We start from the raw sequence: 13753 nt of genomic DNA, 5'->3' as shown, positions 1-13753 counted from the left end.
ACATACGCACGTGGGCGCATGCCCTCAAAGACTCAGGGATCGCAGCGTCCTACCAACGCACCATCTTCGCGAACGTCTCCGCCGTGTCCGGCGCGGCCGTGGATGACGAAATCATCGTCCGCAACCCCCGCCGCGCTGGCTCCGTAACTACACGCGCGAGCGGAAGGCCCTCCCTCGCGTCCAGCAGCACCGGCGGGTAGTAGTGCGGCTGGCCCTTGCCGAGTACCTCGGTCTCGCCGAGCCGGGCTTCAAGGACCGCGCTCGGAAGGCCGTAGACGCCGCATTCGGCGCGGACATGCAGGACGACGGCGACGGAGCAGCGTCGGTCGCACCTAAGGGCTGCCCACGGAAACGGCCGTCGGCCGTGCCTCCCGAGAGGAAGGACACGGCCGACGGCCCACAGACGGCCCAGGAGAGCGGAAACCCGCTCTGACCTGCGACGTTCTTAGACGTCGAAGTACAGCTCGAACTCGTGCGGGTGCGGCCGGAGCTGCAGCGGCGCGATCTCGTTCGTGCGCTTGTAGTCGATCCAGGTCTCGATCAGGTCGGGGGTGAAGACGCCGCCCTGGAGCAGGAACTCGTGGTCCTCCTCGAGGGAGTCGAGCACCGCCGGGAGGGAGGTCGGGACCTGCGGGACGCCCGCGTGCTCCTCGGGGGCGAGCTCGTAGAGGTCCTTGTCGATCGGCTCGGCCGGCTCGATCTTGTTCTTGATGCCGTCCAGGCCGGCCAGCATCAGGGCCGAGAAGGACAGGTACGGGTTGCCGGAGGAGTCCGGGGCCCGGAACTCGACGCGCTTGGCCTTCGGGTTGGAGCCCGTGATCGGGATACGCATCGCGGCCGAGCGATTACGCTGCGAGTACACCAGGTTGACCGGGGCCTCGAAGCCGGGGACCAGGCGGTGGTACGAGTTCACCGTCGGGTTCGTGAAGGCCAGCAGCGACGGGGCGTGCTTGAGGATGCCGCCGATGTAGTAGCGGGCGGTGTCCGAGAGGCCCGCGTAGCCCTGCTCGTCGTAGAAGAGCGGGTCGCCGCCCAGCCACAGCGACTGGTGGACGTGCATGCCGGAGCCGTTGTCACCGAAGATCGGCTTCGGCATGAAGGTCGCCGTCTTGCCGTTCTTCCAGGCGACGTTCTTCACGATGTACTTGAAGAGCTGCAGGTCGTCGGCCGCGGCGAGCAGCGTGTTGAACTTGTAGTTGATCTCGGCCTGACCAGCGGTGCCGACCTCGTGGTGCTGGCGCTCGACCTGCAGGCCGGCCTTGTTCAGCTCCAGGGTGATCTCGGCGCGCAGGTCGGCGAAGTGGTCGACCGGCGGGGTGGGGAAGTAGCCGCCCTTGTAGCGGACCTTGTAACCCCGGTTGTCCTCGATCGCGCCGGTGTTCCAGGCGCCCGCCTCGGAGTCGATGTGGTAGAAGGCCTCGTTCGACTTGGTCTCGAAGCGCACGCTGTCGAAGACGTAGAACTCGGCCTCGGGGCCGAAGTACGCGGTGTCCGCGATGCCGGTGGAGGCGAGGTAGGCCTCGGCCTTCTTGGCGATGTTCCGCGGGTCACGGCTGTACTGCTCGCCCGTGATCGGGTCGTGGATGAAGAAGTTGATGTTGAGAGTCTTGTCCCGGCGGAACGGGTCGACGCGCGCCGTCGAGAGGTCCGCGCGGAGCGCCATGTCGGACTCGTGGATGGCCTGGAACCCGCGGATCGACGAGCCGTCGAACATCAGCTGCTCGGCCGGGTCGAACGCCTCCACCGGCACCGTGAAGTGCTGCATGATGCCGGGCAGGTCGCAGAACCGGACGTCTACGAACTTGACGTCCTCGTCCGCGATGAACTTCTTCGCGTCGTCGGCGTTCTGGAACATCCAACTCCTCCTAGCCCGCCGCCGGAGGGCGGGATTGTCTCAGTCGAGTGGCCAGTGCGGTGGCACACTGGCCCCGACCATAGGTTTCCGGGATTTCCCGAGCATGACCCATTTGTTTCGCCGAGGTTAACCGGCCGCCTGCTCGGCACCCGTCCGTACCCCCCATAAAACACCCAGCAGGCCGGTTTGGGGTGATGCCCCGCGCGCGGGCGACCGTATGCGGTCCCAGTACCGTGGTCGGGTGGACAACAGGCAAGCAATCGGATCGTGGCTCTCCGGGCCCCGCGCGGCCGCCGAGGACATGGGCGTCGACTTCGGGTACCGGGGCAAGCGGCTCGGGCTGCCGGAGGAGGGGCCGGGCTCGATCGCGCCCCTCGGACGGCGCTTCGGAGCCCTCTTCATCGACTGGGCGCTGTGCGGCGTCATCGCGTACGGGCTCCTCGCCCGCGGCGACACCCAGGCCGCGGGCAACTGGGCACTGCTGATCTTCCTCGTGCTGAGCGTGCTCACCGTGGGCAGCATCGGGAGCACGCCGGGCAAGCGGCTCCTCGGCCTCCGGGTGATCTCCATGAGCGGTGCGCGGCTCCCGCTGCGGTACGTCCTGATCCGCTCGGTGCTGCTGGCCCTCGGCGTCCCGGCCCTGATCTGGGACCGCGACGGCCGCGGCCTGCACGACCGGCTGGCCCGCGCCGTGCAGGTGCGGATGTAAGGACATCCAGTCCCCAAACTCATCCACTCCCAAAACTCGCCAGGGCGGCCCGGAACCAAGTTCCGGGCCGCCCTGGCGAGTTTTTCGCGATCTCGCTCAGCGCAGCGTCACCGCATCCGGCCGCCGCGGGGCATCCGCATGCCCTTCGGCATCGGCCCCTTCGGCAGCGGCATGTTGCTCATCAGGTCGCCCAGGGCGCGCAGCCGGTCGTTGACCGTGGTCACCTGGGGGCCGGGGAGCACCCGCGGCAGCTTCAGCAGCGTGGTGCGCAGCTTCTTCAGCTCCACCTGGCCCTCGCCGTTGCCCACGATCACATCGTGCACCGGCACGTCCACGACGACGCGCGCCATCTTCTTCTTCTCGGACGCCAGCAGGCCCTTCAGCCGGTTCGGGTTGCCCTCGGCCACGAGCACGATGCCCGCCTTGCCCACGGCGCGGTGAACGACGTCCTGGTTGCGGTTCATCGCCACCGCCGGGGTGACGGTCCAGCCGCGCTTCAGGTTCTCCAGCACCGCGGCCGCCGCGCCGGGCTGGCCCTCCATCTGACCGAAAGCCGCCCGCTCGGCCCGGCGGCCGAAGACGATCGCCATCGCGAGGAAGGCCAGCAGGAAGCCCAGGATGGCCAGGTAGACCGGGTGCCCGATCAGAAAGCCGATCGCGAGGAGAACACCGAAGGTGACGATTCCCACAGCCGCGACGACAAGGCCGACCTTGGAGTCGACCCGCTTGGTCATCTGGTAGGTCAGGGCAATCTGCTTGAGCCGCCCCGGGTTTTCGGAAGTTTCCTGCCTCGCCATGCCCCAGAGTCTACGTGGCCTGCGGAGCCCGGGTGGCCACGGCCTCCAGTACGTGCTGCGCCTCCCGCCGGTCCTTCGCGCGGCGCCGGTCCTCCAGCACCGCGGTCCAGGCGTTCTGGCGTGCAGTGCGCTGGCCGCCGCGCATCAGCACGGACTCGACGGCGCGGAGTGTGTCGGTGAAGGACGGGATGGCGGTGGCGCGTACGGGCGCGGCCTGCATGGCGTCAGTCCCCCTCGTAAGCGGTGGGGTGGGAAGCGGCTCCCACCAGATTCACTGATGGGTGTTACCAGTGCGTGACCGGTCGGTCAAACACCAATGAAACCCATACGGGAGCGGGCCACACCTTGGCGCCGTCCGTATGAGCGACGCCGCGCTTCCGCTCCACCCGGGACCGCGGTCAGACCGACTGCGCGGCGACCGTGGCGTCGCGGCGCTCCATCGCCTGCTGGAACAGGCGGCCCGCCCGGTACGAGGAGCGGACCAGCGGCCCGGACATCACACCCGAGAAGCCGATCTCCTCGGCCTCCTCCTTCAGCTCCACGAACTCCTGCGGCTTCACCCAGCGCTCGACCGGGTGGTGCCGGACGGACGGACGCAGGTACTGGGTGATGGTGATCAGCTCGCAGCCCGCGTCGTACAGGTCCTGCAGCGCCTGGCTGATCTCCTCGCGCTCCTCGCCCATGCCCAGGATCAGGTTGGACTTGGTGACCAGACCGTCCTCGCGGGCCTTGGTGATCACCTCGAGCGAGCGCTCGTAGCGGAAGGCGGGGCGGATCCGCTTGAAGATCCGCGGCACGGTCTCGACGTTGTGCGCGAGCACCTCGGGGCGGGCGGAGAAGACCTCGGCCAGCTGCTCAGGGACGGCGTTGAAGTCCGGAATCAGCAACTCGACCTTCGTACGGCCCGCTTCGCGCTCCGCCGTCATCGCGTGGATCTGCCGCACGGTCTCCGCGTACAGCCAGGCGCCGCCGTCCTCCAGGTCGTCGCGCGCGACGCCGGTGATCGTGGCGTAGTTCAGGTCCATCGTGACCACGGACTCGCCCACGCGGCGCGGCTCGTCCCGGTCGAGCGCCTGCGGCTTGCCGGTGTCGATCTGGCAGAAGTCGCAGCGCCGGGTGCACTGGTCGCCGCCGATGAGGAAGGTGGCCTCCCGGTCCTCCCAGCATTCGTAGATGTTGGGGCAGCCCGCCTCCTGACAGACGGTGTGCAGGCCCTCACGCTTCACCAGGCTGTGCAGCTCGGTGTACTCGGGGCCCATCTTCGCCCGGGTCTTGATCCACTCGGGCTTGCGCTCGATGGGGGTCTGGCTGTTCCGGACCTCCAGGCGCAGCATCTTGCGTCCGTCGGGTGCGACAGCGGACACGTCCGGCTCCCTACGACTTTTGATTCTTCGGGCGAACACCAGGGTACGCCCGCTATTCGTACGTCTTTACGCCCCTGGCAACCCGCGGCTGAAGGGCCGCATTCCCGGCTGGGCCGCTAGACGGCGCGGGGCAGCGGCTCCGCCGCCTCCAGGACGCCCCGGAGGTGCTTCTCGGCCACCGGCAGGACCTCGTCCACCGGGACCCGGCGGCCGAGCTCATTGGAGAGCGAGGTCACCCCGGCGTCGCGGATGCCGCACGGCACGATCCGGTCGAACCAGGTGTTGTCGGGGTCGCAGTTCAGTGCGAAGCCGTGCATGGTCACGCCCTTGGCGACGCGGATGCCGATGGCGGCCAGCTTGCGGTCCTCGCGGCGCTGCCCGGCGTTGGACGGCGCGTACTCGGGACCGTTCAGCCGGGCGTCGAACTCCTCGTCCTCCAGCCGCGGGTCGAAGTCCAGCGACAGGCCCGCCCGTCGCCCGCCACCACCCTCAGCGGAAGCGCTGCGCGCAGCCTCTCCATGCGCCGACCGCTGCTCGACCGGATCGCCGAGCACCCAGACCCCGCTGCGCCCCTCGATCCGGGTGCTCTCCAGACCGAACTCGGCGCAGGTGAGGATCAGCGCCTCCTCCAGGCGGCGGACGTGCGCCACGACGTCCACCGGGCGCGGCAGCTTCAGGATCGGGTAGCCGACGAGCTGGCCGGGGCCGTGCCAGGTGATCTTCCCGCCGCGGTCCACGTCGATGACCGGCGTCCCGTCCAGCGGGCGCTCGCTGTCCGCCGTACGACGGCCCGCCGTGTAGACCGGTGGGTGCTCGAGCAGCAGGCAGGTGTCGGGGATCTCGTCCGCGAACCGGGCCGCGTGCACCCGGCGCTGCTCCTGCCACGCCTCCTGGTACTCGACGGCCTCCGCCCCGAAGCCCAGGTGGACAAAGCGCAGCTCGCGCGGCTCACTCACGGCAGCTCCTCTTCCGGCCTCTCCCGGGCGCCGAACGCGCCCATGCCACTGTACGACCGCCCCCGCGCGGGGCCCCAGGCGGCTGTGGCACGGGGCCCGCGCAGAGCCCGGGCTCGCGGAGCCCGTGCAGGCCCGCGGAAAGCCTCGGTCCGCCGCTCAAACGCCTGCTCACACGATCGGATGAATGAACGACATGGGGCGCTGCAGCAGGTCCGGGGGCCGCTACATTCGCGCCGTTCCACGAGGGCGCCCGGGCCCGGAAGTCAGGAGACCGCACAGCCGATGACGGATCGACCCCAGCAGCGCACCCCCAACCGTCAGCTCGCCGCGCTCATTGCAGAAGCCGGGTTCTCCAACGCCGGGCTCGCCCGCAGAGTCGACCAGCTCGGCCTCGAGCACGGACTCGACCTGCGCTACGACAAGACCTCGGTGACCCGCTGGCTGCGCGGGCAGCAGCCGCGCGGCACGACGCCCGCGCTGATCGCCGAGGTGTTCTCGCGGCGCCTGGGGCGCCGGCTGTCCGCGCAGGACCTCGGGCTCGACGCCTGCGGCCCCGTCTACGCGGGGCTCGAGTTCGCCGCCTCGCCCGCCGAGGCGGTGGACATCGTCAGCGGTCTGTGGCGCAAGGACTCCGGCAGCCACTCCGAGCTGCGCAAGATCGCGTTCACCCCGGCCGGTCTCGTGGTGCCCAGCCGGGACTGGCTGATCGGCCGCCCCGACGACCGGGTCGCCCGGGCTCCGGAGCCCCTGCCGCCCGCGCCCGGCGCCCCGGCGGCAGCCGGGCGTCCCGGCCGGGGGCCCGCGCCGATGCGGGCGGCGGTCCCCAGGCAGCGGCAGTCCGCCGCCGAGCCCGGCCGGCCGGGCCAGCGGGTCACGGCCGGCGACATCGCGGCCCTGCGCTCGGTCGGGGAGCTGTTCCGCACGCTCGACCACGCATACGGGGGTGGGCACGCCCGGCAGGCCCTGGTGCGGTACCTGGAGCACGAGGCCGAGCCGATGCTGCGCGGGTCGTACGGGGAGACCACCGGGCGGCGGCTGTTCGGCGCGGTCGCGGACCTGACCCGGCTGGCGGGCTGGACCTCCTACGACATCGCGGCGCACGGGCTCGCGCAGCGCTACTTCGTCCAGGCCCTGCGGCTCTCGCAGGCGGCGGGCGACCGGCCGTACGGCAGCTATGTGCTGGTGACCATGGCCCGGCAGGCGGTGTATCTCGGGCACGGGCGGGAGGCGGTGCAGCTCGCGCGCGTCGCTCAGCAGGGCGTCGGCGGCGGGGGAGCGCCGGCTGTGCAGGCGCTGCTGCACGCCGTGGAGGCGCGCGCGCACGGCGTGCTGGGCGAGGTGCGCGCCTGCACGGCGTCGCTGGCGCGGGCCGAGCGCTTCTTGGAGGCGGCCAGGCCGGGCGACGATGTGCCGTACTGGGCGCGCTTCTTCGACGAGGCACAGCTCGCCGACGAGTTCGGCCACTGCTACCGCGATCTCCAGCAGTACAGGGCCGCCGCCCAGCACGCGGAGCGCTCGCTCCAGCTGCGCGGCGCGGGCTACGCCAGGAGCCGGCTGTTCTGCCGCGTGGTCCTCGCCTCGGCCCGGCTCGGGCTCGGCGAGCTGGACCAGGCGTGCGCGGTGGGGGCCGAGGCGGCGGTGCAGGCGGCGGAGATGCGGTCGGCCCGGGCCGTTGAGTACGTGCGCGACTTCGAGCGGCGGCTCGAGCCGTACAAGGACGCGGCGCCGGTGCGGGCGTTCCGGGAACGGCTGGCCGCGCTCAACTGACCACGCGCTCAACTGACCAAGCGGCCTGGGCCGTCAGGCCGCCGCGGCGCGGAGTTCCGCCGGGGCGCCGGCGGCTCCGAGGCCGAAGTCGCGGAGGGCCGCGTCGGCCGCGCGGCGGCCGGATACGAGCGCGCCCTGCACCGTGCTCGTGTCGCGGTGGTCCCCGCACACGTACAGGCCCCCCACCACCCGTACAGGACGCCGCAGGTCGTGCGGCGCCCGCATCGCGGGGACCGCCTCCGGATCGTGGTGGGCGGCCAGCAGCTGCCAGCCGTCCGCCTGCGTGCCGTACAGCTCGCCGAGCTGCGCGCGGGCCGCCTTGTCGAGGGTGTGCAACGGCTCGCGGGCTGCTGCGCCGAGGACCACCGAGGTGATGAGGACCCGGCCGGGCGGGGTCCGGGACGGGTCGGCCTCGCTGATGACGGCCGTATACGAGACCGGGCCACGGCGGTCCGCATCCAGCACGAGCACCGGCTCGGCCAGCGGCGCCGCGTCCGCGGTGTGGTGCAGCACGGTCACCGGGTGGAAGCGCGGCAGCCGCAGCCCCGGCAGGAGTCCGGCAGCCGTCCGCGCGCCCGTGGCCACCACCACGGCGCGGCACGGGAGTTGGCCGTGCTCGGCGGTCTCCACGGAGGTGGTGGAGGCCGACACCGCGCGGACCCCGGTCCGTACGGTGCCCGGCGGCAGAGCGGCCGCCAGCAGCTCGGGCACGGCCGAGGCGCCGCCCGCGGGGATACAGAGCCGGCCGCGGGCGAAGGTGCGCAGCGCCAGGTCGGCGCAGCGGCTGGACGTGGTGAGTTCCGGGTCGCTGAGCAGCGCCGTCAGCAGCGGCCGCAGGAAGCCGTCGACCGTACGGGACGGCAGGCCGCGCGCGGCGAGCGCGTCCGCGGTGGGCAGCTCGGTGCGGGCGAGCAGGCGGTCGGCGGGCATTGCGGCCAGCCGGTTGAGCAGGGCCGAGGCGCGCGCCTGGTCGAGCGCCCCGCCCAGAGGAGACCGGGCGGCCGAGGCGAGGACGCGCGCGGCGGTCAGCGGGCCCCTGGCGGTACGCGCCTCGGCGTACCGCTGGCTGCGCCCGCCCAGGTGCACCAACACCCCCTGGGAGAGCGGCCGCAGGTCCAGGCCGTCCAGGCCGTCCAGTCCGGGCGTACGGCGCAGCTCCGGATACGAGGTGAGCAGCTGCGCGGTGCGGTCGAGGCGGAAGCCGTCCACCCTGTCGGTGGCCATCCGCCCCCCGATGTAAGGGGCCGCCTCCAGGACGCTGGCGCTTACTCCGGCGTCGGCCAGCCGGCGGGCCGCGGCGAGCCCCGCCACCCCCGCGCCCACGACGATGACGTCCGTCCGGTCTGTCTCGTGCCGTGCAGGGCTGCTGAGCACGTCCCCTCCTGAGGTCGGCTGTGTCCCGCGCAGGGCGGCTCCGCGGGTTGCTGGGAACGTCATGCCCGGGGCAGCCGTGGGGAATGCCCGCGTTCCGGACTGGCGTGCGAGGAATCCGGTCGAACCCGGGTGTCCTAAGGCCCTCAGCGCAGCGCGGCCCGCAGCGCGCTCTCGACCGTCGGATACGCAAAGGAGAAGCCGGTCTTCAGCAGCTTCGCGGGCACCACCCGCTTGCCGGCGAGAATGTCATCGGCGAACTCGCGCAAGGTGAACCGCAGTACGGGCGCCGGCACGGCGAACGCGGTCGGCCGGTGCAGCACCCGCCCCATCACCGCCGTCACTTCGCGGTTGGTGAGCTGTTCCGGAATGGTGCAGTTGACCGGCCCCGACAGCTCCTCGGTGTCCAGGATGTGCCGGATCGCAGCGACTTCATCGTCCAGTGCGATGAGGCTCCAGTACTGGCGCCCGTCGCCGAGCCGGCCGCCCAGGCCGAGCTTGAAGATCGGGAAGAGCCGCCGCCCCCAGGCCCCGCCCTTGCTGGCGACGACGGGCGCGCTGCGGGTGAACACGGTCCGGACGCCCGCCTCTTGGGCCGGTGCCGCCGCCTCCTCCCACGCCTGGCAGAGATCCGCCATGAAGCCGTCGCCGGGTGGCGCGCTCTCGTCGGTCAGCCGGTCACCTGTGTCGCCGTAGAACCCGACCCCGCTGGCGCTGACCAGCACCCTGGGCGGGGGGTCCAGCGAGGCGACGGCCTCGGCGATCGCGGCCGTACCCAGCACCCGGCTGTCCCAGACCTCCTTGCGGTACGCCGGGGTCCAGTAACGGTCGCCGACCCCGGCGGCCGCCAGGTGCACCACCGCCTCGCAGCCCGCGATCCCTGCCGCGTCGACGTGCTGCCGCACCGGATCCCACGCGACCTCGTCCGCCGCCCGCGGCTGCCGCCGCACCAGACGGACCACCTCGTGCCCTCCACCAGAGCCTTCGGCCTGGGAGGGGCCCCCATCGCGCAGGGACCGTACGAGAGCTGTGCCGATGAGCCCGGCCGAGCCGGTGATCGCAATTCGCATGGCAGACATCCTGCCCGGATCCCGTCCGGCCAGGCTCCGCAATCCCGCCGAAGCACGGCCGGGTGGCAGAGTGTCACCCATGTCTGCCTCGCACATACGTCCCGTCATACGCGGTGCCGTGCGCGCCGACGACGCCGCGCTCGCCGAGCTGGACCGCCGCACCTGGTCGACCCTGCACGCCGTACTGCCGGGCCCGCCCCCGGAGGGCGACCCGTTCTTCGAGGCGACGCACCCGCCCTCCCAGTACCTGGTCGCCGAGTACGCCGAGTACGCCGAGTACGGGGCGGGGGCTTCTCCCGGCGGGAGCCGGCGGATCGCGGGCTACGTCCGGCTCGTGACCCCCACCACGCTGCCCGCCAACGCGCACGTCCGGCAGATCCAGGGGCTCGCGGTGGACATCTGGGCGCGCGGGCGCGGCATCGCGAGGGCACTGCTCGACGCCGCGTGCGAGGAGGCCAGGCGGCAGGGCGCGAGCCGGATCACGCTGCGGGTGCTCGGGCACAACACCCCGGCCCGGCGGCTGTACGAGTCGGCGGGCTTCGCGGTGGAGGGCGTGCTGCCGGGGGAGTTCCTGCTCGAGGGGAAGTACGTGGACGACGTGCTCATGGGCCGCAGCCTGTCGGGCTGACCTTCCCCGCATCCGCGGTGGTGTGGGGACCGCGCTCCGCCGGCCGCGACGGGTGTGGGTGCCCTGCGCGCGCCGGCCGCCCGCGGGCCGCCGGCGCACCAGCGGCGGCGTCACCCGCGGTGGTGTGGCGGGCCCGAGCGGCGAGCTGCCCGCTCAGGGCCGGAACGCGTCCCACAGCTTGGGGAACCGTTCGGCCAGCGCCCGGTCGTCCTCGAAGTCCAGCGCCGCGCCCTCCGGCTCGCGCGGCGGCCGCGGCAGCCCCAGGTCCGGTGTCTCGAGCCCGGTGAGCTGCTCGTACGCCTCGTCCGCCGCGTACCCCAGCTCCTCCGCGTCCCCGTCGACCTCCTCGTCGAAGTCGTCGAGCAGGTCGGCCAGTGCGTCCGGATCGTGCACCGCGCCCTCGTAGACCTCCCGGCCCTGACCGATCAGCCAGCAGCGGAAGTTGTCGAAGGCGTCGTCGCTCGCGCCGCCCAGAAGCACCCAGGCCGCGCCCCATACGTCCCAGTGGTAGGCGCGGTTGAAGCGGGCCTCGAAGTGACGGGCGAAGTCGAGCACGGCGTCCGGGTCGAGTTGCACCAGGCGGTCCACGACCAGGTCCGCCTGCTCCTCCGGGTCGCCCTCGGCCGCCTCGCGGGTGCTGTCGATGATCTCCCAGAACTCCGTCTCGTCCATCACCCGACCAGCATCGGCCCTGCCATGCCGCCCCGCACCCGGAGCGGCCCGGATGCGGCTGTGTCGTTATCCGGCACCACACGCCGCATCCGGCACCACCGCCGCATCGGCACCACACGCCGCCGCCCGCCCGCAATCACGACAGAAGGTGTCCGGTTTGGGTGGCAGGGTCGGAACGCAACCACACCTCGGCACAACGAGAGGACTCACACGTGAGCGAACAGCGCGCACTGGCAGGCAAGGTCGCCCTCGTGGCGGGAGCCACCAGGGGAGCGGGGCGGGCGATGGCCGTGGAGCTCGGGCGGGCAGGGGCCACGGTCTACGCCACCGGCCGTACGACCCGCGACCGCGTCAGCGAGGTCGGCCGCGCGACGGAGACCATCGAGGAGACCGCCGAGCTGATCACGGCCGCGGGCGGTGAGGGCATCGCGGTGCCGACCGATCACCTCGAGCGGGACCAGGTACGGGCCCTGGTCGAGCGCATCGACCGCGACCACGGGCGGCTCGACGTCCTCGTCAACGACATCTGGGGCGGCGAGCACCTGCTGGAGTTCGGCGAGAACACCAAGGCCTGGCAGTACGAACTGGACAAGGGCCTGCGGATGCTGGAGCTCGGCGTGAAGACCCACGTCATCACCAGCCACTACGCGCTGCCGCTGCTCATCAGGCGGCCCGGCGGGCTGGTCATCGAGGTGACCGACGGCACAGCCGACTACAACGGCACCTACTACCGCGAGAACCTCTTCTACGACCTCACCAAGAACGCCCCGATCCGGATGGCCTTCGGGCTCGGCAAGGAGCTGGAGGGCTCCGGCTGCACCGCGGTGTCCCTCACGCCCGGTTTCCTGCGCTCGGAGCAGATGCTCGACGGCATGGGCATCACCGAGGAGAACTGGCGCGAGGGCGTGAAGCACATCCGCAGCTTCTGCATCGCGGAGTCCCCGACCTACGTGGGCCGCGCCGTCGCCGCGCTCGCCTCGGACCCGGACGTGGCGCGCTGGAACGGCCAGTCGCTCTCCAGCGGGCAGCTCGCCCAGGTCTACGGGTTCACCGACACCGACGGCACCCGACCCGACGCCTGGCGGTACATCAAGGAGGTCGAGATCGAGGGCAGGGACGCCGACGACACCGACTACCGCTGACGCTTGTCCGAGGGCGTTGCGGCGGTTCCGCACCGCAGGTCCGCGTCGTCGGGATTCTCGCCGCCGCGGCGGGAGCATTTCTACTGCTGATACAGCGCCGCCGCGCGGGCGGCCGCCTCCGCGAACCGCTCGCGCAGCTCCGCCGGCTCCAGCACTTCCGCCTCCGGCCCGAGTGTCAGCAGCTGGCTGAACGCCACCTCCAGCGACTCGACGGGCAGGGTGACCCGCACCCACCCCGCCGCGTCGGGCTCGCCCGCGGCCGCCACCGCCTCCCGCCCCGCCGTACGATCCGTCACATACGGCAGCCGCCGCGCCCCGGACTCCGAGAGCCGCAGCACGACCTTCTCCCGCAGGATGGAGCGCGCGAACTGCTGCGCGCGCTCCGCCCAGAAGCCCGGCAGATCGAAGGACTCGTCCCGTACGAACCGCTCCCGGCCGGCCGTGCTCGCCGCAACCGCCGGGACCTCCGCGCCTGCTTTGCCCTCCGCGGCGGATGCGACCGCCGCGAACCGGTCCACGCGGTAGACGCGGTAGTCCCCGGCGCCGGCGAACTCCCCGGGCACCCGCGCCGCCAGATACCAGACCCCGGCCTTCAGCACGAGCCCGTACGGCTCCAGTTCCCGCTCCACCTCCGCGTCGCCGCGCACATAGCGGACCGTGAGCGGACGGTCGTCCCACACCGCCGCCGCGATCTCCGGCAGCAGCTCCGGGGTCTCCGGCTCCTGCCACCAGCCCGGCGCGTCCAGATGGAAGCGCTGCGCAGCACTGGTCGGTGCGTCGCTCAGCTCCGGCAGCAGGGCGGCCGCCACCTTCAGCCGCGCCGCCGAACCCGCGTCCGCCAGGCCCATCTCGCGCAGCGCCGACGGCACGCCCGAAAGGAAGAGCGCCTCCGCCTCCGTACGCCCGAGGCCCGTCAGCCGGGTGCGGTAACCGCCGATCAGCCGGTAGCCGCCCGCCCGCCCCCGGTCCGCGTACACCGGAACCCCAGCCTCCGACAGCGCGAGCACATCCCGCGCCACCGTACGCTCCGAGACCTCCAGCTGCCGCGCCAGTTCGGCCGCCGTCATGGACGGCCGGGACTGGAGCAGCAGCACCAACTTGATCAGCCGCGCCGCCCGCATGAAGCCATCATGACGGGCGGGTACGACAGCGGGTACGACAACGGCCGCCCGTACGACAACGGCCGCGCCCCCGACCCAGGATCCGGGCGGGGGCGCGGCCGTGTGTACCGAAGGGCGACTCAGAGGCCGAGGTCGACCTCGAACTCACCGGCCTCGAGGATCTCCTTGACGGCCACCAGGTAGCGGGCGGCGTCGGCGCCGTCCACCAGGCGGTGGTCGTAGGAGAGCGACAGGTACGTCATGTCGCGGACGGCGATGGTCTCGCCGAGCTCCGGGTGGTCGATGACCACCGGGCGCTTGA

General features: G+C 72.1%; 14 protein-coding genes. 4 read left to right on the top strand and 10 right to left on the bottom strand.

The window, feature by feature from the left end; all coding sequences use genetic code 11:
• Nucleotides 1-445: 445 nt before the first annotated feature.
• A complete protein-coding gene (gene glnA, locus ACTWP8_RS34350) occupies nucleotides 446-1855 on the bottom strand; it encodes a type I glutamate--ammonia ligase (RefSeq protein WP_443315815.1) in 1410 nt (469 codons plus the stop codon).
• A gap of 241 nt (nucleotides 1856-2096) precedes the next feature.
• Here glnA and ACTWP8_RS34345 point away from each other — a divergent pair, with 241 nt between their 5' ends.
• Entirely contained in the window at nucleotides 2097-2564 is a 468-nt protein-coding gene (locus ACTWP8_RS34345) for an RDD family protein (protein WP_443326004.1), read from the top strand.
• A 107-nt stretch (nucleotides 2565-2671) separates the two neighbouring features.
• On the opposite strand, the gene ACTWP8_RS34340 is transcribed toward ACTWP8_RS34345, so the two are convergent.
• The 4 genes from ACTWP8_RS34340 to lipB form a co-directional block, all read right to left on the bottom strand.
• Nucleotides 2672-3361: a DUF4191 domain-containing protein gene (locus ACTWP8_RS34340; RefSeq protein ID WP_443326003.1), complete on the bottom strand. Its 690-nt coding sequence runs from the start codon at nucleotides 3359-3361 to the stop codon at nucleotides 2672-2674.
• Between the two features lie 10 nt (nucleotides 3362-3371).
• The gene (locus ACTWP8_RS34335) at nucleotides 3372-3581 is read right to left on the bottom strand and encodes an SCO2195 family GlnR-regulated protein (protein ID WP_443315812.1); all 210 of its coding nucleotides are present in this window, start codon (nucleotides 3579-3581) and stop codon (nucleotides 3372-3374) included.
• 178 nt (nucleotides 3582-3759) lie between these two features.
• Complete coding sequence (lipA, locus tag ACTWP8_RS34330; protein ID WP_443326002.1) at nucleotides 3760-4725, bottom strand: lipoyl synthase; 966 nt, start codon at nucleotides 4723-4725, stop codon at nucleotides 3760-3762.
• A gap of 116 nt (nucleotides 4726-4841) precedes the next feature.
• Nucleotides 4842-5681 (bottom strand): lipoyl(octanoyl) transferase LipB, encoded by an 840-nt coding sequence (gene lipB, locus ACTWP8_RS34325; RefSeq protein ID WP_443326001.1) that lies wholly within the window; start codon nucleotides 5679-5681, stop codon nucleotides 4842-4844.
• A 282-nt stretch (nucleotides 5682-5963) separates the two neighbouring features.
• On the opposite strand from lipB, the gene ACTWP8_RS34320 reads away from it, so the two are divergent.
• On the top strand, nucleotides 5964-7448 hold the full coding sequence (locus ACTWP8_RS34320) for a regulator (protein WP_443315809.1): 1485 nt from the start codon (nucleotides 5964-5966) through the stop codon (nucleotides 7446-7448).
• Between the two features lie 33 nt (nucleotides 7449-7481).
• On the opposite strand, the gene ACTWP8_RS34315 is transcribed toward ACTWP8_RS34320, so the two are convergent.
• A complete protein-coding gene (locus ACTWP8_RS34315; RefSeq protein ID WP_443326000.1) occupies nucleotides 7482-8822 on the bottom strand; it encodes an NAD(P)/FAD-dependent oxidoreductase in 1341 nt (446 codons plus the stop codon).
• 143 nt (nucleotides 8823-8965) lie between these two features.
• The gene (locus ACTWP8_RS34310) at nucleotides 8966-9898 is read right to left on the bottom strand and encodes a TIGR01777 family oxidoreductase (protein ID WP_443325999.1); all 933 of its coding nucleotides are present in this window, start codon (nucleotides 9896-9898) and stop codon (nucleotides 8966-8968) included.
• Between the two features lie 70 nt (nucleotides 9899-9968).
• Between ACTWP8_RS34310 and ACTWP8_RS34305 the strand changes: the two genes are divergently transcribed.
• Nucleotides 9969-10517 (top strand): GNAT family N-acetyltransferase, encoded by a 549-nt coding sequence (locus ACTWP8_RS34305; protein WP_443325998.1) that lies wholly within the window; start codon nucleotides 9969-9971, stop codon nucleotides 10515-10517.
• A gap of 153 nt (nucleotides 10518-10670) precedes the next feature.
• On the opposite strand, the gene ACTWP8_RS34300 is transcribed toward ACTWP8_RS34305, so the two are convergent.
• A complete protein-coding gene (locus ACTWP8_RS34300) occupies nucleotides 10671-11189 on the bottom strand; it encodes a DUF4240 domain-containing protein (RefSeq protein ID WP_443326028.1) in 519 nt (172 codons plus the stop codon).
• A 212-nt stretch (nucleotides 11190-11401) separates the two neighbouring features.
• Between ACTWP8_RS34300 and ACTWP8_RS34295 the strand changes: the two genes are divergently transcribed.
• Nucleotides 11402-12331, top strand: coding sequence for an SDR family oxidoreductase (locus ACTWP8_RS34295; protein ID WP_443325997.1), 930 nt, complete (start codon nucleotides 11402-11404; stop codon nucleotides 12329-12331).
• An 80-nt stretch (nucleotides 12332-12411) separates the two neighbouring features.
• Here the strand turns inward: ACTWP8_RS34295 and ACTWP8_RS34290 are convergent, their stop codons facing one another.
• Together ACTWP8_RS34290 and ACTWP8_RS34285 are read right to left on the bottom strand one after the other, a co-directional pair.
• A complete protein-coding gene (locus ACTWP8_RS34290) occupies nucleotides 12412-13452 on the bottom strand; it encodes a helix-turn-helix transcriptional regulator (RefSeq protein WP_443325996.1) in 1041 nt (346 codons plus the stop codon).
• A 119-nt stretch (nucleotides 13453-13571) separates the two neighbouring features.
• The coding region (locus ACTWP8_RS34285) for a 2-oxo acid dehydrogenase subunit E2 (RefSeq protein ID WP_443325995.1) at nucleotides 13572-13753 on the bottom strand (182 nt) is incomplete at its 5' end.

It is taken from the genome of Streptomyces sp. 7N604 (assembly GCF_052245475.1).
Taxonomy (GTDB): domain Bacteria; phylum Actinomycetota; class Actinomycetes; order Streptomycetales; family Streptomycetaceae; genus Streptomyces.
This window is presented reverse-complemented; position numbering and strand designations above follow the sequence as displayed.

Coding starts and splice junctions, on each gene's coding strand:
- glnA (WP_443315815.1), bottom strand. CDS start 1,855: ATGTTCCAGAACGCCGACGACGCGAAGAAGTTCATCGCGGACGAGGAC.
- ACTWP8_RS34340 (WP_443326003.1), bottom strand. CDS start 3,361: ATGGCGAGGCAGGAAACTTCCGAAAACCCGGGGCGGCTCAAGCAGATT.
- ACTWP8_RS34335 (WP_443315812.1), bottom strand. CDS start 3,581: ATGCAGGCCGCGCCCGTACGCGCCACCGCCATCCCGTCCTTCACCGAC.
- ACTWP8_RS34320 (WP_443315809.1), top strand. CDS start 5,964: ATGACGGATCGACCCCAGCAGCGCACCCCCAACCGTCAGCTCGCCGCG.
- ACTWP8_RS34310 (WP_443325999.1), bottom strand. CDS start 9,898: ATGTCTGCCATGCGAATTGCGATCACCGGCTCGGCCGGGCTCATCGGC.
- ACTWP8_RS34305 (WP_443325998.1), top strand. CDS start 9,969: ATGTCTGCCTCGCACATACGTCCCGTCATACGCGGTGCCGTGCGCGCC.
- ACTWP8_RS34300 (WP_443326028.1), bottom strand. CDS start 11,189: ATGGACGAGACGGAGTTCTGGGAGATCATCGACAGCACCCGCGAGGCG.
- ACTWP8_RS34290 (WP_443325996.1), bottom strand. CDS start 13,452: ATGCGGGCGGCGCGGCTGATCAAGTTGGTGCTGCTGCTCCAGTCCCGG.